18 protein-coding genes and 2 pseudogenes are annotated in these 21,619 nt (G+C 63.8%); 10 read left to right on the plus strand and 10 right to left on the minus strand.

Going from position 1 to position 21,619, the window contains the following annotated elements; genetic code table 11:
* Positions 1–117: 117 nt before the first annotated feature.
* Together BLU39_RS04935 and BLU39_RS04940 are read left to right on the plus strand one after the other, a co-directional pair.
* Positions 118–3,303, plus strand: a complete 3,186-nt coding sequence (locus BLU39_RS04935; protein WP_092710503.1) for a DUF2339 domain-containing protein — start codon at positions 118–120, stop codon at positions 3,301–3,303.
* A complete protein-coding gene (locus BLU39_RS04940) occupies positions 3,300–4,748 on the plus strand; it encodes a DUF3999 family protein (RefSeq protein ID WP_092710506.1) in 1,449 nt (482 codons plus the stop codon). Before BLU39_RS04935 ends, BLU39_RS04940 begins: the two co-directional genes overlap by 4 nt.
* Before the next feature lie 43 nt (positions 4,749–4,791).
* On the opposite strand, the gene BLU39_RS04945 is transcribed toward BLU39_RS04940, so the two are convergent.
* The gene (locus BLU39_RS04945; RefSeq protein WP_139178163.1) at positions 4,792–5,535 is read right to left on the minus strand and encodes a helix-turn-helix domain-containing protein; all 744 of its coding nucleotides are present in this window, start codon (positions 5,533–5,535) and stop codon (positions 4,792–4,794) included.
* Between the two features lie 147 nt (positions 5,536–5,682).
* On the opposite strand from BLU39_RS04945, the gene BLU39_RS04950 reads away from it, so the two are divergent.
* The 3 genes from BLU39_RS04950 to BLU39_RS04960 are packed head-to-tail and all read left to right on the plus strand — an operon-like array spanning position 5,683 to position 7,336.
* Complete coding sequence (locus tag BLU39_RS04950) at positions 5,683–6,105, plus strand: hypothetical protein (protein WP_092710509.1); 423 nt, start codon at positions 5,683–5,685, stop codon at positions 6,103–6,105.
* Between the two features lie 24 nt (positions 6,106–6,129).
* A complete protein-coding gene (locus BLU39_RS04955) occupies positions 6,130–6,546 on the plus strand; it encodes a hypothetical protein (RefSeq protein ID WP_092710511.1) in 417 nt (138 codons plus the stop codon).
* Between the two features lie 4 nt (positions 6,547–6,550).
* A complete protein-coding gene (locus tag BLU39_RS04960; protein ID WP_092710514.1) occupies positions 6,551–7,336 on the plus strand; it encodes a DUF2145 domain-containing protein in 786 nt (261 codons plus the stop codon).
* Here BLU39_RS04960 and BLU39_RS04965 read toward each other — a convergent pair.
* From BLU39_RS04965 to BLU39_RS04990, 6 genes are all read right to left on the minus strand, one after another.
* Complete coding sequence (locus tag BLU39_RS04965; protein ID WP_092710516.1) at positions 7,333–8,391, minus strand: AbrB family transcriptional regulator; 1,059 nt, start codon at positions 8,389–8,391, stop codon at positions 7,333–7,335. The two genes, BLU39_RS04960 and BLU39_RS04965, sit on opposite strands and share 4 nt — an antisense overlap.
* Before the next feature lie 2 nt (positions 8,392–8,393).
* A complete protein-coding gene (locus BLU39_RS04970) occupies positions 8,394–9,467 on the minus strand; it encodes an ABC transporter ATP-binding protein (protein ID WP_092710519.1) in 1,074 nt (357 codons plus the stop codon).
* A gap of 22 nt (positions 9,468–9,489) precedes the next feature.
* Positions 9,490–11,280 carry an ABC transporter permease gene (locus BLU39_RS04975; protein ID WP_092710520.1) on the minus strand — a complete coding sequence of 597 codons (1,791 nt, stop codon included), beginning with the start codon at positions 11,278–11,280 and terminating at the stop codon, positions 9,490–9,492.
* Positions 11,281–11,349: 69 nt separating this feature from the next.
* Complete coding sequence (locus BLU39_RS04980; RefSeq protein WP_092710523.1) at positions 11,350–12,447, minus strand: ABC transporter substrate-binding protein; 1,098 nt, start codon at positions 12,445–12,447, stop codon at positions 11,350–11,352.
* Positions 12,448–12,490: 43 nt separating this feature from the next.
* Positions 12,491–13,486 carry a Bug family tripartite tricarboxylate transporter substrate binding protein gene (locus BLU39_RS04985; RefSeq protein ID WP_092710525.1) on the minus strand — a complete coding sequence of 332 codons (996 nt, stop codon included), beginning with the start codon at positions 13,484–13,486 and terminating at the stop codon, positions 12,491–12,493.
* Positions 13,487–13,489: 3 nt separating this feature from the next.
* Positions 13,490–14,554 carry a porin gene (locus BLU39_RS04990; RefSeq protein ID WP_092710527.1) on the minus strand — a complete coding sequence of 355 codons (1,065 nt, stop codon included), beginning with the start codon at positions 14,552–14,554 and terminating at the stop codon, positions 13,490–13,492.
* Between the two features lie 212 nt (positions 14,555–14,766).
* On the opposite strand from BLU39_RS04990, the gene BLU39_RS04995 reads away from it, so the two are divergent.
* The 4 genes and pseudogenes from BLU39_RS04995 to BLU39_RS28875 form a co-directional block, all read left to right on the plus strand.
* Positions 14,767–15,489, plus strand: coding sequence for a response regulator (locus tag BLU39_RS04995; RefSeq protein ID WP_092711293.1), 723 nt, complete (start codon positions 14,767–14,769; stop codon positions 15,487–15,489).
* Positions 15,486–16,979, plus strand: coding sequence for a sensor histidine kinase (locus tag BLU39_RS05000; RefSeq protein ID WP_232731163.1), 1,494 nt, complete (start codon positions 15,486–15,488; stop codon positions 16,977–16,979). Before BLU39_RS04995 ends, BLU39_RS05000 begins: the two co-directional genes overlap by 4 nt.
* A gap of 168 nt (positions 16,980–17,147) precedes the next feature.
* Positions 17,148–17,711 carry an outer membrane beta-barrel protein gene (locus tag BLU39_RS05005; protein WP_092710529.1) on the plus strand — a complete coding sequence of 188 codons (564 nt, stop codon included), beginning with the start codon at positions 17,148–17,150 and terminating at the stop codon, positions 17,709–17,711.
* A gap of 104 nt (positions 17,712–17,815) precedes the next feature.
* Positions 17,816–17,989 (plus strand): annotated as a pseudogene (locus BLU39_RS28875) (transposase); the annotation flags it as partial.
* 67 nt (positions 17,990–18,056) lie between these two features.
* Here BLU39_RS28875 and BLU39_RS28090 read toward each other — a convergent pair.
* Positions 18,057–18,152: pseudogene (locus tag BLU39_RS28090) on the minus strand (transposase); the annotation flags it as partial.
* A 155-nt stretch (positions 18,153–18,307) separates the two neighbouring features.
* Between BLU39_RS28090 and BLU39_RS05015 the strand changes: the two are divergent.
* Positions 18,308–18,658, plus strand: coding sequence for a ribonuclease E inhibitor RraB (locus BLU39_RS05015; protein WP_092710534.1), 351 nt, complete (start codon positions 18,308–18,310; stop codon positions 18,656–18,658).
* 213 nt (positions 18,659–18,871) lie between these two features.
* Here the strand turns inward: BLU39_RS05015 and BLU39_RS05020 are convergent, their stop codons facing one another.
* Both BLU39_RS05020 and BLU39_RS05025 read right to left on the minus strand, forming a co-directional pair.
* A complete protein-coding gene (locus BLU39_RS05020) occupies positions 18,872–20,194 on the minus strand; it encodes a homoserine dehydrogenase (protein ID WP_034750424.1) in 1,323 nt (440 codons plus the stop codon).
* 76 nt (positions 20,195–20,270) lie between these two features.
* The gene (locus tag BLU39_RS05025; protein ID WP_092710537.1) at positions 20,271–21,500 is read right to left on the minus strand and encodes a pyridoxal phosphate-dependent aminotransferase; all 1,230 of its coding nucleotides are present in this window, start codon (positions 21,498–21,500) and stop codon (positions 20,271–20,273) included.
* Positions 21,501–21,619: the final 119 nt, after the last annotated feature.

Here is a 21,619-nt window from a genome sequence, read left to right on the forward strand (position 1 = left end):
TGGCCTCGCGTCTTGTTACTTTCCCTATCGCAACAGAAATCGCCTGTTTCTTGATAATAAGGTAATGTGCGCATACTGTGGGCGCCTTCGCCCTGACCATCCCGGAAAGCTGCCCCCATGTTTGGATTGATAACGCTGATCATATTTGGCTTGCTGATCACCGCCTTCGTGCAGGTGCTGCAATACCGCAGAAAGGTGGCCGATCTGGAATTGCTGACGGCCCGCCTGCGCAAGGAAGTCGACGGCATCCAGCAGCGCCTGCTGACACTGGAAGGCCAGGACCTAGCGCCAGCTCCCTCCTCTGCCGTGCCAGCCGCCGTAGCGCCAGTAGCAGTGCCGACTCCTGCTCCGGTTCCTGTTTCCGCGCCTGCGCCGCAGGCGGCCGTGATCGAGCCGGTCGAACTGGCAAAGGCCGCGCCTGCCGTTCCCGTGCCGCCGAAGCCATCGCCCCCCACTGCGCCAGCTCCCGCCAAACCTGCCCCAGCCGCCCCCAACACCCCGTCCTGGATCGCGCGCCCGGACGGCCTCGTTGCCAAGGCAAGGAACTGGCTGTTTACCGGCAACCTGGTCGCCAAGCTGGGCTTGCTGATCCTGTTCCTCGGCGTCAGCTTCCTGCTCAAGTACGTGTCGGCGCAGGTCACCGTGTCCATCGAACTGCGCCTGGCCGGCATCGCGCTGGCCGACATCGCCCTGCTGGCCTGGGCCTGGCGCATCCGCACCAGCCGCCCCGGCATCAGCCTGCCGCTGCAGGGCACGGCGCTGGCGATACTGATGCTGGTGACGTTCGGCGCCTTCCGCCTGTATGAACTGATCCCGGCCGGCATGGCGTTTGCCGTGCTGTTCGTGCTGACGGCGTTCACGTGTTTGCTGGCGGTGCTGCAAAACGCCGTCTGGCTGGCCGTCTTCGGCATCGTCGGCGGCTTTGCCGTGCCCCTGCTCGTGTCGACGGGCAGCGGCAACCATATCGGCCTGTTCAGCTATTACGCGCTGCTCAACGCGGGCGTCTTCGCCATCGCCCTGAAACGCGCCTGGCGCGTCCTGAATGTGCTCAGTTTTGGCTTTACCTTCGTCGTCGCCACCACCTGGGGCCTGCTGCGCTACTCGCCCGAGCACTACCTGTCGACGCAGCTGTTTTTGATCATCTTCGTGCTGTTCTATATCGGCATCGCGATTGCCTACTGCGCGCGCCAGGCGCCGCGCTTGAAACATTACGTGGATGGCACCCTCGTGTTCGGCACGCCGCTGGCGGCGATGGGCCTGCAATACGGCCTGGTGCGGCACTTTGACTTCGGCCTGGCGTTTTCCGCGCTGCTTGCCGGCTTGACCTACACGGGACTGGCCGTGGCCCTGTGGCGCAGGAACGGCTTCAAACTGCTGGCCGAAGCCTTCCTGGCGCTGGGCATCGTGTTTGGCACGCTGGCCATTCCGTTTGCATTGGATGGCCGCTGGACGTCCGCCGCCTGGGCGCTGGAAGGCGCGGGCATCGTCTGGGTCGGCTTGCGCCAGCGCCAGACCCTGGCCTGGGCCTTCGGCTTGCTGGTGCAGGGGGCCGCCTGGATTGCCTTCCTCATCGCCATGCAGGAACTCAATACGGCAGCGGCCCTGGACGCCAACATCTGGCTCGGCTGCGCGCTGCTGGCCGCCGCAGCGCTGGTGATGGCCTACAATTTCCGCCGCCATGGCAGCCACTTGCATCCGGAATTCATGCGCAGCCTGTCCGTGCTGTTCCTGACGGCGGCCACGGCCTGGCTGCTGGGCGGCATCTGGACCGAAATCCTGCTGCGCACGGCTGCCGCCACGCAACTGAACCTGCTGACCGTCAGCGCGCTGGCGGTGGCAGCCTTGCTGGCGGCGCTGGCGCGGCGCGAACAATGGCATGCGCCGCGCGCCCTGCTGCTGGCCGTGCAGGTGCTGGCCGGCATGGTCATGCTGAGCCGCGCCAGCTGGGCCTGGGACCAGCACCCTGCCAGCCTGTTCGACGGTTCCTTCCTCAGCGCCCTGCTGCTGGGCGCCGCCGCCTTTGCCAGCGCCCGCTTCCTTGCGCTGCGCGCACGCGGCGGCGACGAACTGCTGGCCCTGGTAGCGCGCCCCCTGCTGGTGTGGAGCGGCTTGCTGTGGTTTGCCGCCATCGTCGTGCCCTTCACCAGCTGGCTGCTGCGCTTGATCGACGGCGACCTGACGCTGCAGCCGCACGCGGGCGAACACTGGCTGGCGCTGTACCTGATCGCCGTGTGCGTCACGACGCCCGCGTTCGCCCTCCTGGCGCGGCGCCTCGACTGGCCACAGCTGCGCTGGTTCACTGTCGCCGCCTGGCTGGGCCTGGGCCTGTGGAGCGCCAACCTGCTGCTGGCGCTGTACCTGCGCGATTACCTGCCGACGGGCTTGAGCTGGCTGGCCTTGGGATGCGCGCTGGCGGCCGGCGAATACCTGCTGCTGGCCTGGCCAAAAGCGGGCTGGCAACTCGACGCGCGGGCGCTGCGCCTCTTGCATACCTTGCGCGCGGCCGCGCCATGGCTGATGCTGTGGCCCGTGGGCGCCATGCACGTGGGCGCCTTGCTGGCGCGCCACGAAGGCAGCGTCAGCCCCGCCTGGGCCCGCTATTTGCCGGCCTGGGCCATGATGCTGGTGCTGGCCTGGCTGATCCGCCGCTGCCGCGCCGGCGCCTGGCCGGTGGCGCCGATTGCAGCGTGGTACCAGCGCACCCTGATACCGCTGGGGGCGCTATGGTCGCTGCTCTTGATCGCCGCCTGGAATATTGTCGACGACGGCGCCATGGCACCCCTGCCCTACTTGCCGCTGCTCAATCCGCTGGACTTGAGCACGGGTTTTGCCGTCCTGCTGGCCATTGCCAGCTACCGCTTGCTGCCGGCAAAACAGTCACCGCTGCCCGCCCTGTGGCAGGCGCGCTTGCCCGTCGCGGCCGCCTGCTTGCTGTACGGCTGGTTCAACCTGATGCTGCTGCGCACCGTCTCGCACTATGTCGGCGTGCCCTACACCTTTGACGCCATGCTGGCCTCGCAGTTCGTGCAAGCGATGCTGTCGCTCGTGTGGAGCGTCACTGCCCTGCTGCTGATGCGCCACGCGGCACGCCAGCAGCGGCGCCAGCAATGGAGCCTCGGTGCCGTGCTGCTGGGCTTGGTTGTCGTGAAACTGTTCCTGATCGACCTGTCCAACGTGGGCGGCATCGAACGCATCATTTCCTTTGTCGGTGTCGGCTTGCTGATGGTCTTGATCGGCTACCTGGCCCCCTTCCCCAAGGCTGCCGCGCCAGCGCCAGCCGAACCGCAACCGGGAGCAGCATGAAAACCACACTCATGTTCGGCATTGTGTTGATGGCAGGCGCCGCGCTGGCCGCGCCGCCCCAGGACCGGCCACACGACTACGGCTGGAGCATGCCGGTGACCGTGCCGGCCGGCGCGGGCATCGTCCAGCTGTCATTGCCCAGGGAAGTCTACCTGCACGCCAGCTCGCCCAGCCTGGCCGACGTGCGCCTGTTCGATGCCGACGGCAAGCGCCTGGCCTACGCCATGGCGGCGCCGCCCGCGCAATCGGCCACGCAACGCAGCAACATTCCAGCCCGCATTTTCCCCGTCACGGGCGCGCAGCACACTGGCGATGGCTTGCAAGGCATCGATATCCGCACGGCTGACGATGGGCGCTTGCTGTCGGTCAGCACCCGCGCCGGTGCGGCGGCCAGCACGGCGGCGCTGCAAGCGCTGATCCTCGACCTGGGCAAACAAACGCAAGACAGGCGCATCGCCGCCTTGCGCTTCACACCACCGGCCCGCACGGACAATTACAGCGCCCAAGTGCTGCTGGAAGTGAGCGATGACCTGAAGCAATGGGACGCCATCGGCACCACCACCCTGAATTGGCTCAGCAACAGCGACACGCAAACCCTGGCCAACGACAGCATCGCCTTCGCGCCGCGCGCGTTTCGCTATGCGCGCCTGAGCTGGCAAGCGGGCGAACCGCTGGCCTTTGCGGCGATCACGGCGCAAGCCGTCAGCGAAACGGACATCGCCCCTCCGCGCGCCGCCGTCGTGCTGCAAGGCGCACCCGGCAAGCAGGCCAATGAATGGCGCTACGCCACTCCGTTCGCCATTCCTGCCGACAGCATCGCCCTGCAATTGACGCAGACCAACACGGTCCTGCCCGTGGCCTTGGGCGTGTATCGCCAGAACAGCTATGTTCCCCGGCACCGGCTGCACCTGCGCCAACAGGCACGCCCCGCGCAAGGCGCGTATTTCGATCCCCTGCTGAGCACCACGTTTTACCGCATCGGCCTCGACGGCAAGGAAAGGATCTCGGGCGACCTGGCCATGCCGGTGACGCAGACAAACGAGTGGGTGCTGCAGACGGCCACGGAACTCCCTTTCTCCGCCAGCAGCGCGCCCGCCCTGCGCCTGGGCTGGACGCCGGCCACCGTCGTCTTCCTGGCCAGCGGCAAGCCGCCTTATCAACTCGCGTTCGGCAACAGCAACGCCACCGCCGTCGCGCAGCCGCTGTCGCAGGTGGCGCCCGGCTTCAAGGCGGATGAATTGCTGGCGCTCAAGACAGCGAGCGCGGGTGCGCTCCAGCCCAATACCGGCGCGGCGGCGCCGGCTCCCGCCACAAAGGACGGGGCACCGTGGCGCCTGGCCGCGTTGTGGGCCGCACTGCTGCTGGGCGTAGGTGTGCTGGGCTTTTTTGCCTGGCGCCTGCTGTCGCAAATGAAAGAGGAACAAGGCAATACGGACAAACAGTAACCTTAGCCACAACGTTTGCCACTAGAACGCCCCACTCGCCGCCTCACTGCCGTAGCAGCGCCTTGAACGTCTGCGGCATCCAGGGACGCGCCGCCAGCATGAAGCTGATGGCCAGGCGCTCGTCGCCGGGCAGGCGCGCGTCTTCCTGGTGTTGCTGCGAGAATTCCACCGCCACTTGCTTCAGGCGTTCCAGCAAGGCGGCCGTGGATTTTTTCGACAACATCACGTTCACCAGGCGCAGCAATTCCGTCTCGCCATCGAACTGCGAATTCAAATAGTCGCCATAGGCTTCCTTTTTGAAATACGAATGGATGGGGCCATTCGGTATCCACGCAAACGTGCGCGCCACCAGCAGTTTGACCCGGTTATTCGGCAGCAGTTCCAGAAAACCGATCTTGTCGAGGCGCAGCAGGTATTTCACGGCTTGCGCTTCGCTGATGTCGTAGATGGCGACGATCTGTTCCAGCGGCAGCAAATTCAGGGCGGAGACGGCCACCACGAACAGCCGGGTGTCGTCGATGATTTCCTTTTCCTGCGCATACGTCAGGCGCGTGATCAGGGTGGGCGCGGCCTGGGCGGACTGCACGGCCAGCGCCAGCTGCTGGAAATCGCTGCCGATGGCGACCAGGATCTGGTCCAGGCGCTGCAAGGAGAATTGTTTCAGCGAGAACATGCGCTTGACGCTGGCTTCGGACATGCCGATGCGCTGCGCCAGTTCGGCATAGGTCACGGAACGCGCTTTCAACAGGCGCTTCAGGGCTTCGATCAGGGCGTGGGTTTGTGGCATCGCTATCCTTTGCAAACGGCAGAGCAATATAGTATCAAATAGTAATACCCAAAGTATGGCCGGCCACTACGAGTCGCGTTCCGATTGACCGCAGCGCCGCGCTAGACAATCATGCGCTTGCCAATCAGGCACATAAAGGAGATACCCATGAAACGCTTGCTGCCCCTCTGCTTGTCCTTGTCGCTGTTGACGTTCTCCGCGGCCGCTCCCGGCCTCGTCCACGCCGCCGCCTCCGAGAACCTGTCGAAAGGCTCGCAAAACCTCAGCGAGGGCTCCGCCGTCGTCGTCGCCGGTTCCATGTCGATGCTGGTCGCCTCGGGCCAGGTCGTCGTTGCCAGCGTGGAAACGGTGGGCGAAGGCATCGTCATCGTGCTCAAGGGCGCATCCGAAGCGGGCGGCGCCTCCATCCAGATGAGCGGGCAAGCGGCCAAGGGCCTGTCGCTGGCGGCCGGCACCGTGGTCAATGTGGTGGCGCTGTCCACCGGCCACATGCTGGTGCTGTCCGGCAAGGCCATCGCCTTCATCCCGAACGAACTGGGCAAGGCGCTGCTGCACCACTCCCAAGTGTAATCACCAATAAGGAACGGAAATCCCATGAAACATCTGCTTGCTACCGCCCTGCTGTGCGCCGCCACCATGACGCCGCTGGCCCAGGCCGCCAACTCCGACACCACCAACGCCTCCGACAACGCCAGCATGGCTTCGGCCATCGTGCTCGTCGGTTCCATGTCGGTGCTGGCCGCCGCCGGTGAAATCGTCATCGACAAGGTGGAAGACGTGGCTGACGGCAGCGTCCTCGTGCTCAAAAGCGCGGCCAGGGGTGCCTCGCAGGCAGCCACGGCTACCGTCAAGCTGAGCCAGAAGGCCACGCAAGGCCTGTCGCTGGCGGCCGGCACCGTGGTCAACGTGGTGGCCGTCTCGACGGGCCACATGCTGGTGCTGTCGGGCAAGGCCATCGCCTATGTGCCGAATGCGGCCGGCCAGGCGATCCTCCACCATTCGAAAGCGTGAACCCATGAAACGCCTGACCGCCATTATCATCAGCCTGGCCCTGGCCGGCGCCGCCCATGCGGGGCGCTCGTGCGAGGACAAGCCAACGGATGCCGCCACCCTCGTCAAGTCGATGGACCTGGCAAGCAAGACCCTGCAGGCGCTCGATGCTTCGGGCGCGCAGGTGGCGCTGGTGGCGCGCGTCGGCCAGGACCTGTCGAAATACAATTTGCGCTATTCGCATATGGCGCTGGCCTGGCGCGACCACCCGAAAGGACGCTGGCTGGTGGTGCATGAGCTCAACGAATGCGGCACGGCCCAATCGTCGCTGTACAACGAAGGCTTGGGCAATTTCTTCATGGATGATGTGTTCATATATGAAACCCTGATCGTGGTTCCCGGCCAGGATACGCAGCAGCAACTGGTGCGCCTGCTGGCGTCGAACACGCCCAAGCGCCTGCATGAGGCGCACTACAACATGCTGGCCTACCCGTTTTCCACCAAGTACCAGAACTCGAACCAGTGGGTACTGGAAACCCTGGCCGCCGCCAGCAACGAGCCCGGCAAGATCGAAACGCGCGCCGAAGCGCAAGGCTGGCTGCGCAGCGCCAGCTACGCGCCGCAAACGCTGAGCATACCGGCCGCCACGCGCCTGGGCGCGCGCATGTTCCGCGCCAATATCGCTTTTGACGATCACCCGTTCGAACGCCGCATGACGCGCCAGATCGACGTCGTCACCGTCGACTCCATCGTGCGCTTCATGCGCCAGCGCGAACCGCAGGTGCAGGAAATCGTGGTGCGGGGGAACTAAGGCCGTTGCAGCAGGCGAAACAGCGGCCCCGTCAGCAATACCAGCACCACCATGCGCGCCACGTGGAAGGCCGTGACGATGGGCACGCCCAGGTGCAGGGTCTTGGCCGTCAGCGACATCTCGGCGATGCCGCCGGGCGAGGTGGCCAGGATGGCCGTGCCGGGGTGGAGACCCAGCCAGTATGACAAGCCCAGTCCGAAGGCGGCGGCCAGCAACAGCATCAGGATGCTGCACAGGGCAACGCCGGCCAGGTAGCGCGGGGCAGTATGGAGGAAGGCGGGGCTGAAGCGCGTGCCCAGGGCGATGCCGATGAACAGCTGGCCCGCGCGTATCATCGATTCGGGCAGGCGCGACAGATGGAGGCCACAGGCCGTCAGCAGCAGCGCGGCCAGCAGCGGGCCGATGACCCAGGCGTTGGGCAACTGCCACCGTTTCAATGCAAGGGCCGCCAGCACGGTGATGCCGACCAGCAGCGCCAGCCCGCCGTAATCGACCAGCGCGGCGCCGGGCACGAAAGTCTCATGCCCTGCAGCCAGGCCATGGCTGCCCCAAAAGCGCACGCCGAACGGGATGATCGCCACCACCAGCATCATGCGCAGGCTGTGTGCGGCGGCGACCTTGCCCACGTCGGCGCCATGGCGCTCGCTCTGTACCGCCATTTCGGAGGCGCCACCGACGGCCATGGCAAAGAAGGCCGTCGCATCATCGACGCCGCAGAGGCGCCGCAGCAGCATGGCGCCAGACGCTCCCAGCGCCAGCGCGAACAGCACGGCGCCGGCGATCCACGGCGTATAAATAGTGAGGACGGCCAGCACGGGCGCCGTGAAGTACAGGCCCAGGGCCGTGCCGATGGCCCACTGGCCCGCCTCGCGCACGCGCACGGGGCAAGCCAGGTCGCTCCCCGCCAGGCGCAGCGCGGCCGTGGCAAACAGGGGGCCGATCATCCACGGCAGCGGCGTATGCAGCCACAGGCAGACGGCCGCGCCCGCCAGCCCGGCGGCCAGCGCCGCGCAGAACGGGCAATGGACTGCGCGCCAGCGTGGCCGCCAAGGCACCGTTAAAACACCCAGAGCTTGTCGGCCGGCATGTGCAGCCAGTACTTGCCCGCTTCGAGCTTGTGGCGCGAATACGCGCGCAGGCTGATGTTCTCGGCGCCGCCCCGTTCGAACAGGCATTCCCAGCGGTCGCCCAGGTACATGCAGGTCAGCAGCGGCAGCTCGATGGCGTTGTCCACCTGCGTGGCGCTGATCTTCACTTCCTCGACGCGTATCATGGTGGTCACTTCCGTTCCCACGTTGGCGCCGCGCGCCACGCCCTGCATGGAAGCGCCGTCGACCAGCAGGCGCACCTGCTTGCCTTCGCGCTGCACCACCTTGCCGGGCAGGCGGTTGTTACTGCCCATGAATTCGGCCGTGAACAGGGTGTCCGGCGTTTCATACATGCTTTGCGGCGTGCCCTGCTGCTCGATCTTGCCGTTATTGAGCAGCAGGATGCGGTCGGAAATGGCCATCGCCTCGCCCTGGTCATGCGTCACCATCAGGGCCGACAGCCCCAGGCGCACGATCAGTTCGCGCAGGAAGGCGCGCGCTTCCTCGCGCAGCTTGGCGTCCAGGTTCGACAGCGGTTCGTCGAGCAGGATCACGGGCGGGTTGTACACCAGCGCGCGGGCGATCGCCACGCGCTGCTGCTGGCCGCCGGACAGCTGATGCGGATAGCGCTCGCCCAAGTGTCCCAGGCCCAGCTGCGTGAGCACTTCCTTCACGCGTCCGGCGATATCGGACGTGCCCATCTTGCGCAACTTGAGGCCGTAGGCGACGTTGTCGAACACGGTCTTGTGCGGCCACAGCGCGTACGACTGGAACACCAGTCCCAGGTTGCGCTGCTCGGCCGGCATCTCGAAGTGCTTCGCGCCATCGAAGACATTGCGCTCGCCGATCTCGATGGTGCCCGCCTTCGGGCTTTCCAGCCCGGCGACGGCGCGCAGCAAGGTGGTCTTGCCGCTGCCCGAAGGCCCCAGCAGGGCGACCACTTCGCCTTTTTTCAGGTGCATCGAGACACCTTTCAGGATCGGGTTGGCGGAGGCGCCGGTGCCGTAGTCCAGGTGCAGCTCATTGACGGTCAGTTCATTCATGATGTGGTCTCAGTCTTTGTATTTAGTTATGCAGCTTGACGCCAAAGCGCAGCGCGATGCCCAGGCCGATGGCCACCAGGGTGATATTGATGAAGGACAGCGCCGCCACCAGGTCGGTCGAGCCGCCTGCCCACAGCGACACCAGCATGGCGCCGATCACTTCCGTGCCCGGCGAGAGCAGGTACACGCCCGTCGAGTATTCGCGCTCGAAGATCAGGAACACCATCAGCCAGGCGCCCAGCAAGCCGTATTTGATCAGCGGCAGGGTGACGTCGCGCGTCACCTGGCCACGGCTGGCACCGACGGCGCGCGCCGCCTCTTCCAGTTCCGGCCCCACCTGCAGCAGCGCCGTGGAAATGAGGCGCATGCCGTAGGCCATCCACACCACCGAGTACGCAAGCCACAGAGCGAAGATCGTCGAGCGCAGTTCGCGCAGCACGGGGATCACATGGCCGCTCAGCCACAGTGCCACGCCGTTGTCCATGCCTTTCAATACGCCGTCGAGCCAGGCCGGCACGAACAGGAACACCCACAGGAACGACAGGCCGGCCAAGAGGCCCGGCACGGCACGCGGCACCAGCACGCTGTAATCGAGCAGGCGCGTGATGCCGTCCTGCTTGCGGTGCATGGCCAGCGCGATGAAGCTGTAGCAGCCGACGGCCAGTGCGCCGCCGACGACGCCGATCAGGATGGTGTTGACGATGCCGCGCACCAGCGATGGCTGGTCGAAGATATCGCGGAAATGCTGCAGGGTCAGCACGTCGGCCAGGTGCACGCCTTCGCCCCAGTACTGCACGAAGGAACGCAGCACGATGCCCGTCAACGGCAGGATGATGGTGAAGATCAGCCAGCCGGCCAGCAAGGCAAACGCCAGCCACTTCCAGCGGCCCAGCGGCATGGCCTTGCTGCGCGCGCCCTTGCCCTTGATCGACACGTATTTGTTGGCCGATTTGAGCAGCCAGCGCTGTATCATCACCAGCGGCATCGTCACCATCACCAGGCACACGGCGACGGCGGCCATCAGGTGGTACGACGGCGTGCCCAGTTTATTCGTCAGCTTGTACAGATAGGTCGGCAGCACCAGGTGGCCTTCCGGATCGCCGAGCACCAGCACCAGGCCGAATACTTCGAAGCCGAGGAAGAACACCAGCACGCCCGCATACGCCAGCGCCGGCATGATCATCGGCAGCGACACGTTGAGCATCACCTGGATCGGCGAGGCGCCGGCCACACGGGCTGCCTCTTCCACGTCCGAACCCAGGCTTTTCAGGGCCGACGAGGCGTACAGGTAGACGTGTGGCACGTGCGTCAGGCCGGCGATGATGACGATGCTGGTGAAGGAATAAATATTCCAGGGCACGAAGCCGAGCAGCTCCTTGGCCCAGATCGAATAAAAGCCCACGGGTCCCATCGACACGACGTAGCCGAAGCCCATCACCATCGGCGAGACAAAGATCGGCACCAGCAGCATCGGTGCTACCCAGCCGCGGCCCGGCAAGTCCGTGCGCACCATCAGGAAGGCCAGCATGCCGCCCAGCGGCACGGCGATGACGGTCAGGCCAAAGGCCAGCATCAGGCCATTCTTGAAGGCCATGGCGAAATCGGGATCATCGAAGATGAAACGGTAGGAGTCAAAGCCGAATTCGCGCACCGGCATGAAGAAGGGCGCGTTCAAAAAGCTTTGATAGAAAATCAGGAACAGCGGCAGGAAAATGGCGACCACGGTGAGCGCCACGACCACGCCGCGCGGCCAGTTCAGGCGCGACAAGGGAGAGCGCGACCGGGCAGGCAGCGGCAAGATAGCAGTTTGCATGATGAATCCAATGAATGAAGGGTGCGGCATCCGTCCGCAGGCACGCGCCCGCGGACGGCCAGAACGGCATTATTTTTTGCCGGCTGTTTCTTTCCACTGCTTCAAGAAGGCCATGCGCTTGGCTGGCCCCAGGAATTGCAGGATGATCGGATGCACGGGAATCGGCTTGACGTTGGCCGCGCCGATTTCCTTGATCAGGTCCGCCGAAGTGGTCTCGCCCGTGACGTCGGCGCGGATGGCGAACAGCTTGGCGCCGTTGGCGATGATGGTCTGGCCGCGGTGCGACAGCACGTAATCGAGCCACAGCTTGCTGGCGTTGACGTTCTTCGCGTTCTTGTTGATGAACTGTACGCGCGACAGGATCAGCGTGTAATCCTTGGGCAGCACCACGCCGATCGACGGGTCGGTCTTGGCGCGCACCAGCGCATAGGAACCGAGTACGTTGTAGCCGATCAGGTTTTCACCCGACGAGATACGTTCCATCATCGTGCCCGTCGACGACTGCACGCGCACCTTGGCCGTGCCGAAGGCGTTTTCCAGCGCCAGGAATTGCGGATACTCCTTCGCATCCTGCGCCATGAACATGAAGCCCACGCCCGATTTTTCGATATCGTAGGTGGTGACCTTGTCCTTGAATTTCGGCGTGGCGATCAGCTTGACGAAATCGTCGTGGTTCTTCGGCACTTCCTTGGGGTCGAGCAAACGCTTGTTGTAGACGATGGCGGCCGGCTCGAACGTGGTGCCGTAAGCCTGGTCGTCCCACATGGCCCAGCCGGGAATCTTCGCCGCTTCGACCGACTTGTACTTGAGCGCGTAGCCATCGGAGGCGAGGCGCATCTGCAAATCCATCGCCGACGACCACATCACGTCGGCCGTGTTGCCGCCGGCGGCCACCTCGGAAATGAAGCGGTTGTACACTTCGGTGGAATTCATGTCGTTGTATTCGACGGAAATACCAGGATACAGGGCGCTGAAATCCTTGATCAGCGGAGCGGCGGCCTTGCTGTCCGTGGCGCTGTAGATCACCACCTTGCCTTCCTTCTTGGCCGCGTCGATGATCTTCTGGTAGTCGGCCGGATAACCTGCCGGTACCTGGGCGAAAGCGGCGCCGGTGGTACCGGCGAAAGCGGCGGCCAGGGCGATGGCGAGTAGGGTCTTGGTTTGCATGGTTAGTCTCCGTCTGTGATTGTTGTATGGTTTGCTATTGGCTTCAGCGCATCAGGCCCAGTTCGGCGGCCTGCCTGGAATAGCGTTCGACTGCCTGGTTCACGTACTGCGTCAATTTGTCGCCCGTCAGCGCGAACGGATACATGCCCGCCTGCGTGCGCCACTGGGCAAACTGCGGCGTTGCCATGGCACGGTCGAACGTGGCCACCCAGCGCTGGTAATCGGCTTCCGGCACCTGTGGCCCCATCCACAAGCCGCGGATGATGGGCCACACCACGTCGATGCCCTGCTCGCGCGCCGTCGGTACGCCGGCCAGCACGCCGGGCAGGCGTTTTTCCGACAGCACCGCCAGCACGCGCGCATGGCTGTCGCCCGCATTCAGGGTCGCTTCCGACGTATCGCCCGACATCACCTGCACGTAGTCGGCCTGCATCGCCGTGAAGATCTCGCCGCCGCCCTCCAGCGCCACGAAGCGCAGCACTTTCGGGTCGATGCCGGCCTGGCGCGCCACCAGCGCCATCTTCAGCCAGTCCTGGCTGCCGATGGTGCCGGACACGCCGATCAGCACCTTGTCGGGGTGGCGCTTGAGCGCCGCGATCAGGTCGGACAGGCTCTTGTAGGGCGAGTCGCTGCGCACGGCGATCATGCCGTAGTCGGCGCCCAGCGCCGCCACCCAGCGCACGTCGCGCGTCTTGGCGTTGCCGAACTTGCCTTGCGCCAGGTTCAGCAGCGAACCGCCCGAAAACACCACCAGGGTGTTGGCTTCGGCGCGCCGGCGCTGCGAACCCATCGAGCGCCACGCCACCGCGCCGATGCCGCCCGGCAGATAACTGATGCGCACCGAGGACGCGAACGGCGCCGCTGCCGCCGGATCGGGCTGCAGCAGCCCTTTCTGCGCCAGCTTGCAGGTCAGGTCCATGGCGCCGCCCGGCTTGGACGGCACCACGCAATCGACTTCAGGCACGGGCGCTGTTGCCAGCGCGGGCAGCGGCGCGGACAACAACAGCAGCGACAGGAACGCGGTGCGCAGCATGGTCATGCCTTAGAAGCGGTGCTGGATGCCGGCGATCAGGCCACGCTGCGTGTCGCCGAAACCGGCATCGTCGCGCGACAGGCTGACCAGCTGGTTGTGCTTGGCCTTGGCGTAGGCGCCGGCCACGTACAGGTCGGTGCGCTTGGACAGGGCATAGCGCACGCGCGCCACGTACATGATCGGATCGGCATCGAGGTTGGCGGCCACGTTTTTCACGTCCTGGTAGTAGATCACGCCCGTCAGGGTGATGACCGGCGTGGTCTTGTAGCTGACGCCGCCCCAGTACAGGGTGCCGCGCACGTCGGCCTTGCCGGCTGCAGCAGGATCGAGCTTGTAGTCGCGCGCCGCCGCCTGCACTTTCCACGGGCCGTCGTCGTACATGGCGCCCAGGTGGTACACGGTGGTCTTGTCGCGCGCGCCGCCGGCGATGGTGTTGCCGTTCACTTGTTCATACGTGGCCAGCAGGCTGACCGGACCGGTCTTGTAGGTGACGGCCGTCGACAGCTTGGCGCTGTCCGAGGTGCCCGTCGACTGTTCCCCGAAGCCGTACGATGCGCCGTAGCTGAAGTCGCCCGTCTTGCCCGAGTACTTGACCATGTTGTCGAAGGCCGTCGTCATGCCGTATTTGCTCGGCCCCGTTGCGTTGCCCGAAGTAGCCCACGAGTAGAACGGCGCATACGCCATCGGATCGAATGGCAGCACGAAGTCGTATACGGTGGTGAAAGAGCGTCCCAGCACGACACGGCCGAACGCGCCTTCCAGGCCCACGTTGGCCTGGCGCTTGAACAGCGCGCCATCGGCCGCGCCCGTGTCGACCAGGATGCCGCCTTCCAGATTGAAGACGGCTTTCAAGCCGCCGCCCAGGTCTTCGCTGCCCAGGATGCCCCAGCGCGAAGTGTTCATGCCGCCCGAGCTCACCTGCGTCATCGAGCTTTTGTTCGGACCGGCGTTGCTGGTGTTGCTGATGCCGGCGTCCAGGCGGCCGTACAGGGTCACGTTCGACTGTGCCTGGGCGGCGCCGGCTGCGGCGGCAAGAACGGCCATGGCGGCCAGCGAGAATGCGGTTTTCTTCATGTGGGATCCCCTTTAGATATAGTTATTGGTGATAAGCCTGATCAATTTCATGAATCAGGATCACACTATATGATCGCCATCCTTTCAATTGGCTTTCAGAATGACAGGTGTCGTCCGCCAGCCACAAGAGAGGCAAACATATTCATCGCCGCCCCTGTCGGTGGCGCGCCGACAGGCTTACACTGCACCAATTCAAACGAATGGCGGAGACCATGCGCATATTATTAGTGGAAGACCATCTGGAACTGTCGCACTGGCTGGCAAAGGCCCTGCGCGACGCGCACCTGACGGTGGAGACAGCCCACAACGGCGCCGATGCCGACGCCCTGCTGCATACGCAGGAATATTCCCTGGTGCTGCTCGACCTCTCCCTGCCAAAAATGGACGGCCTGGACGTGCTGCGCCGCCTGCGCGCGCGCGGCGGCACGCGCGGCAAGACTCCCGTCATGATACTCACGGCGCGCGGCGGCCTCGATGAAAAAGTGCAGGGCCTGAACCTGGGCGCGGACGACTACATGGCCAAGCCCTTCGAACTGGCCGAACTGGAAGCGCGCGTAAAAGCCCTGCTGCGCCGCAGCCAGGGCAACGAAGCGCTCGTGCACACCTGCGGCGCCCTCAGTTTCGACACCGTCACGCGCATGTTCAGCTATGGCGGCGCGGCGCTGGCCCTGACGCCGCGCGAACACGCCGTGCTCGAGGCGCTGATCACGCGCTCGGGGCGGGCCGTATCGAAGGAAAAGCTGTTCGACGAAGTCTTCGCGCTGGCCGACGACGCCAACCTCGATGCCATCGAACTGTACATCCACCGCGTGCGCAAAAAACTCGAAAACGGCGTGGAAAGCGGCTCGCCCGACGGCGCCGTCATCACCACCCTGCGCGGCATCGGCTACCTGCTGCAACCACGCAGCGCCATGGCGCCGGCCGCGTCAAAATGAACATCGCCAGGCAACGCCAGCCCCTGATCGAGCGTTTGCGCCGGCACTGGGCGCGGGGCCGCCCGCTGGGCAGCCTGCGCAGCCAGCTGCTGCGCTGGCTGCTCATCCCGCTGGTGATGCTGGTGCTGCTCGATGCCGTTTTTGTGTACCGCAACGCGCTCGACGCGGCCGACATGGCCTACGACCGTTCCCTGCTGGCGTCGACGCGGGCGCTGGCCGAGCGCGTCTCCATCGTGGGCGGCAAGGTGGTGGCCGACGTGCCCTACGTGGCGCTCGACAGCTTCGAGACCGACACCCTGGGCCGCATCTACTACAAGGTCACGGGCATCAATGGCGAGCTGGTGTCGGGCTATGGCGACTTGCCGCCCGTGCCGAAAAACGTGCCCCGCTCGCAGAATTATCCGGCCCTGGTGCGCTTCTACCACGCCGACTACCACGGCAAGCCGATCCGCATCGCCGCCCTGCTGCAACCCGTGTATGACGACTCGATGCGCGGCATCGCCCTGATCCAGGTGGGCGAGACGCTGGACGCGCGGCGCGGCCTGTCGAACCAGATCCTGTTCGATACCCTGATCTGGCAGGCGGCGATGATACTGGCAATGGGCGCCCTCGTGTGGTTCGCCGTGCGCCTGGTGCTGCGCCCGCTGATGCGCTTGAAAACGGAAGTCGAGACGCGCACCCTGTCCGACCTGTCCGACGTCGATCCCACGCTGGTGCACAAGGAAATGCGCCCGCTGGTGAGCGCCATGAACGGCTCCATGTCGCGCCTGCAGCAACTGATCGCCAGCCAGCGGCGCTTCATCGCCGATGCCTCGCACCAGCTGCGCACGCCCTTGACGGTGCTGAAAACCCAGGCCGAACTGGCCATGCGCGAATGCGACCGCCAGGCGGGCGCGCCGCCGGACATCGCCGCCCTGCGCGATATCGTGCGCTCGATCGCCACCACCACCGATTCGACCGTGCTGCTGGCCAACCGCCTGCTGACCCTGGCGCGCATCGAGCATGGCGGCGAGAATCTGGCCATGGACACCGTCGCGCTGCGCGACGTGGCGCAGCAGGTGGGACTGGAAATGGCCGTGGTCTCCGTCGGCAAGCATATCGACCTGTCGCTGGAAGCGCCCGACGAAGCGCACGTGCATGGCCAGGACCTGCTGCTGCACGAACTCGTGGCCAACCTGGTCGACAACGCCTTGCGTTATACGCCGCAGGGCGGCAGCGTGATCCTGCGCGTGCGCGCGGGCGGCCATGGAAACGAAACGGTGCTGGAAGTGGAAGACAGCGGCGCCGGCATCCCGCCTGCGGAACGCGAACGCGTGTTTACACCGTTCTACCGGGTCGGCGCGGCGCTCGAGAGCAACCCGGGCGGCGCAGGCCTGGGCCTGGCCATCGTGCGCGACATCGCGGCCCTGCACGGCGCACGGCTGGAACTAGCGACGGCGGCGAATGGGCATGGACTGAAGGTCGGCGTGTATTTCAGCGGCGCCCCGTGAGGGCCGGCGCATATATGCATTGCATATTGCGCGTTGCTCAAAAACAACAAATATTCTATTTGTAATATTTTTTAAATAATTGCCTTACATAAACATATTCATCCCTATACAATTCGGCTCCCATTAAGCGGTGAGATAGTCTCTCCGTATTAATTACCTAGGATTAATATGAAAAAGCAATTGTTTGCAGCAGTCATCGGCGCCGCCCTGGCATTCCCATTGTTCGCGCAAGCCCAAGGCGCCTACATCGGCGCTAACATCGGCCGTTCGGAAATGAAGCTGTCCATCGATCAAGAAGGTTCGACCAAGAAAAGCAATACCGGCTACAAGGCTTACGCTGGCTACGACTTCACGCAAAACTTTGGCGCGGAAGCTGGCTATGTCGACTTCGGTAAAGTAGACCGCACCATCGACGGCACGAAACTGGAAGCGAAAAACCACGCATTCTACGTCGCCGCGACCGGCACCCTTCCACTGAACGAACAGTTCTCGCTGTTCGCCAAGGCTGGCGTTGCGCAAAACCGCACCAAAATCACCATCAGCGAATTGAATTTCCGTGAAAGCGATTCGAAAAACAAAACCTCCGCCATCTTTGGCATCGGCGCTGCTTACAACATCAACAAAAACCTGTCGGCTGTTGCCGAATACGAAAACTTCGGCAAGGTAGCAAGCGAAGGCGGCGACAAATTGAAAGCCGACCTGCTGTCGATCGGCCTGCGCTACAAGTTCTAATTCACGCTTGCGTGAATCAGCCCCCCGCCGTTTTAATGGCGGATAAAAAACCGGCTGCAATAAACTGAACCCCAAAAGTTGGACACCAACTTTTGGGGTTTTTCATGTCGAAGTACAGTGAGCAATTTAAGCTCAGCATTATCGAGCAATATTTGTCCGGTTCGGTGGGGCATAAACAGATTGCCGACAAGCACAATCTTCATCATTCAACTGTGAGATTGTGGATTAAATTGCATGCAGCGCATGGCATTGGAGGTCTGGTAAAAAAGTTCAGCCATTACAATGCAGAGTTCAAACTCTCTGTGTTGCAGCATATGTGGGCCGCTGATTTGTCTTGCTGGCAAGCCGGCTTGCTTCCGTATGGCTATATCCTTGATCCAGTACAAGGCATGCCGCCTGCTGTTTGAACTCAGGGGAAAACGTACGTCTTTGCTTGCTCATCAAACACCTCTCCATGGCGAGCATTCTCGCCTAAATCAGTGTCCGGGTACATTAAACCACTACAGTTCAGCAAAGCCGGTTTTTTCATGGGCGCGTGGCGCGTCACTGACACCGATGTTAAGATCGCGCCCTGAAATCGACTGAAAGATCCCGCCATGATGACCAAAGAAGATGTGACCGAACTGTTTGCCAATATCGCCGAGAACGCGCCGTGGGATTTGTCCCGGCCGCTGCTGTGGGGCTATTACTTCACCAACCCCACGTCCGAACCGCTGGAACAGGCCGCCGCCCTGCTGGCGATCCAGGGTTACCGCCCCGTGGAACTGTACCAGCCGGAACTCGACGATCCGGCCGCGCCGCCCGTGTGGGTGCTGCACGTGGAAAAGGCCGAAGTGCACGGCGTCGACAGCCTGCACGCGCGCAACGGCGAACTGATGGCATTTGCGCAGGAAAACCGGCTGGCCAGCTATGACGGCATGGACGTGGGCCCGGTCGCCGCGCCTTGAACAGCGTAGGCGCAGGTCGGATTAGGTCCGAAGGGCCGTAATCCGACAGCATCATCGGCCATGCCAACAATGTTGTCGGATTACGTGCGGCCTTGCCGCACTAATCCGACCCACTGGCCATGACCACATGGACGTGGACGCCGTAATCCGACAACATCACGCATAAAAAAACGGCGCCTGCGGGCGCCGTTCTGCATGGCTCGCCGCAAACGATCAGCTGAGGTTTTCCAGGCGGATCTTGGTGACGGTGCCCACCACGCTGTTCAAGGCTTCCATCTTCTCGATGGCGGCCGTGACGTTCTTTTCCTGCGTCTGGTGCGTCAGCATGATGATGTCCGTATGCGTTTCGCCCTCGGCCGGCTCTTTTTGCAGCATGGCGTCGATCGAGATGCCGCGTTCGGCCAGGATGCGCGTCAGGTCGGCCAGCACGCCCGGCTGGTCGGCCACGTGCATGCGCAGGTAGTAGCTGGTGGTGATTTCCGACATCGGCAGGATCGCGATATCGGTCATCGCGTTCGGCTGGAACGCCAGGTGCGGCACGCGGTGTTCCGGGTCGGCCGTGGCCAGGCGCGTGATGTCGACCAGGTCGGCAATCACCGACGAAGCGGTCGGCTCGGCGCCCGCGCCGCGGCCCGAGTAGAGGCTGGCGCCGACGGCGTCGCCATGCACCAGCACGGCGTTCATGGCGCCTTCCACGTTGGCGATCAGGCGCTTGGCCGGGATCAGGGTCGGATGCACGCGCAGCTCGATGCCTTCCACGCCGTTGACGGTGGCGCGCTTGGTGATGCCCAGCAGCTTGATGCGGTAGCCCAGCTGCTCGGCGTAGCGGATGTCGACGGCATTGAGATTGCTGATGCCTTCCACGTAGGCCTTGTCGAACTGCACCGGGATGCCGAAGGCGATGGCCGACATGATGGTCGCCTTGTGCGCGGCGTCGACGCCTTCGATGTCGAAGGTGGGGTCGGCCTCCGCATAGCCCAGTTCCTGCGCCTGTTTCAGCACGGTGGCGAAATCGAGGCCCTTGTCGCGCATCTCGGACAGGATGAAATTGGTGGTGCCGTTGATGATGCCGGCGATCCATTCGATGCGGTTGGCCGTCAAGCCTTCGCGCAGCGCCTTGATGATGGGGATGCCGCCGGCGACGGCCGCTTCGAAGGCCACCATCACGCCCTTGTCCTGGGCGGCGGCGAAGATTTCGTTGCCGTGCACGGCCAGCAGAGCCTTGTTGGCCGTGACCACATGCTTGCCATTGGCAATCGCCTGCATGACCAGGGTTTTCGACAGATCGTAGCCGCCGATCAGTTCGACGACGATGTCGATCTCGGGATCGTTGACGATCAGGTGCGGGTCGTTGACGACCTTGCAGCCGCCGGCGACGAGTGCTTCGGCGCGCGCCACGTCGCGCACGGCGACGGCGACGACTTCAATGCCGCGGCCAGCGCGGCGCTTGATTTCTTCCTGGTTGCGTTTCAGGACGCTGAACGTGCCGTAACCGACATTGCCCAGGCCCAGCAGGCCGATCTTGATGGATTTCATAGTTGTGCTTGACTGCTCATAAGTGGCGCCCCCTAAGGCGGCGCCAGGTTGATCGAGATTGCTGCTGCTGGCTGATTCAGCCCCGGCCGTGACGCTTGCGGTAACCTTCGAGGAAACGCGCAATGCGCCCCATGGCCTCGGTCAAGTCATCGGAATTGGGCAGGAAGACGACGCGGAAATGGTCGGGCGCGATCCAGTTGAAGCCCGTGCCCTGCACGATCAGGACCTTCGCTTCGGCCAGTAATTCATAGGCAAACTGCTGGTCGTCGGCGATCGGGTAGATCTCCGGGTCCAGGCGCGGGAACATGTACAGCGCGGCCTTCGGCTTGACACAGGTGACGCCCGGAATATCGGTCAGCAGCTTGTGCGCCAGGTCGCGCTGTTTCAACAGGCGCCCGCCGGACCCCACCAGGTCTTGTATGCTCTGGTAGCCGCCAAGCGCCGTCTGAATGGCAAACTGCCCCGGCGCGTTGGCGCATAGCCGCATCGAGGCCAGCATGTTGAGGCCCTCGATGTAATCTTTTGCGTGGCGCTTTTCGCCCGAGACCACCATCCAGCCGGAGCGGTAGCCGCAGGAGCGGTAATTCTTCGACAGGCCGTTCATGGTGATGAACAGCACGTCGTCGGCCAGCGAGGCGATCGACACGTGCTCGGCTTCGTCGTACAGCACCTTGTCGTAGATCTCGTCGGCGAAAATGATCAATTGGTGCTGGCGCGCCAGTTCGACGATCTGCAGCAGCACGGAAACCGGATACAGCGCGCCCGTGGGATTGTTCGGGTTGATGACGACGATGGCTTTCGTTTGCGGCGTGATCTTGCGGCGCATGTCCTCGATGTCGGGATACCACTCGTTCTGCTCGTCGCACACGTAATGCACGGGATTGCCGCCCGACAGGCTGACGGCGGCCGTCCACAGCGGGTAATCGGGCGCCGGCACCAGCACTTCGTCGCCGCTGTTGAGCAGGGCGTTCATCGACATGACGATCAGTTCCGAAGCGCCATTGCCCAGGTAAATGTCTTCGATGGTGACGCCGGCAATGTTCTTGCCCTGCGTGTAGTGCATGACGGCCTTGCGCGGCGCGAACATGCCTTTCGAATCCGTGTAGCCGGCCGCATTCTGCAGATTGAGCATCATGTCGCGCACGATCTCGTCGGGCGGATCGAAGCCGAATACGGCCAGATTGCCGATATTGAGCTTGGTGATCTTGTGGCCTTCTTCTTCCATTTGCCTGGATTTTTCCAGGACCGGGCCGCGGATGTCGTAGCAGACGTCCGCCAATTTATTCGATTTCTGAATCGGTCGCAAAATAAATCCCTGTCGTGATGCGGCGCGGTGAGCAGAGCTTGCAGCATGGTCGCCGCGCCAGAACTATGAACCCGTGAAACTGCGATGCGAAAGACTGCAAGGCGAAAACAACCATTCTC

Source organism: Janthinobacterium sp. OK676 (genome assembly GCF_900103595.1).
GTDB lineage: Bacteria > Pseudomonadota > Gammaproteobacteria > Burkholderiales > Burkholderiaceae_D > Janthinobacterium.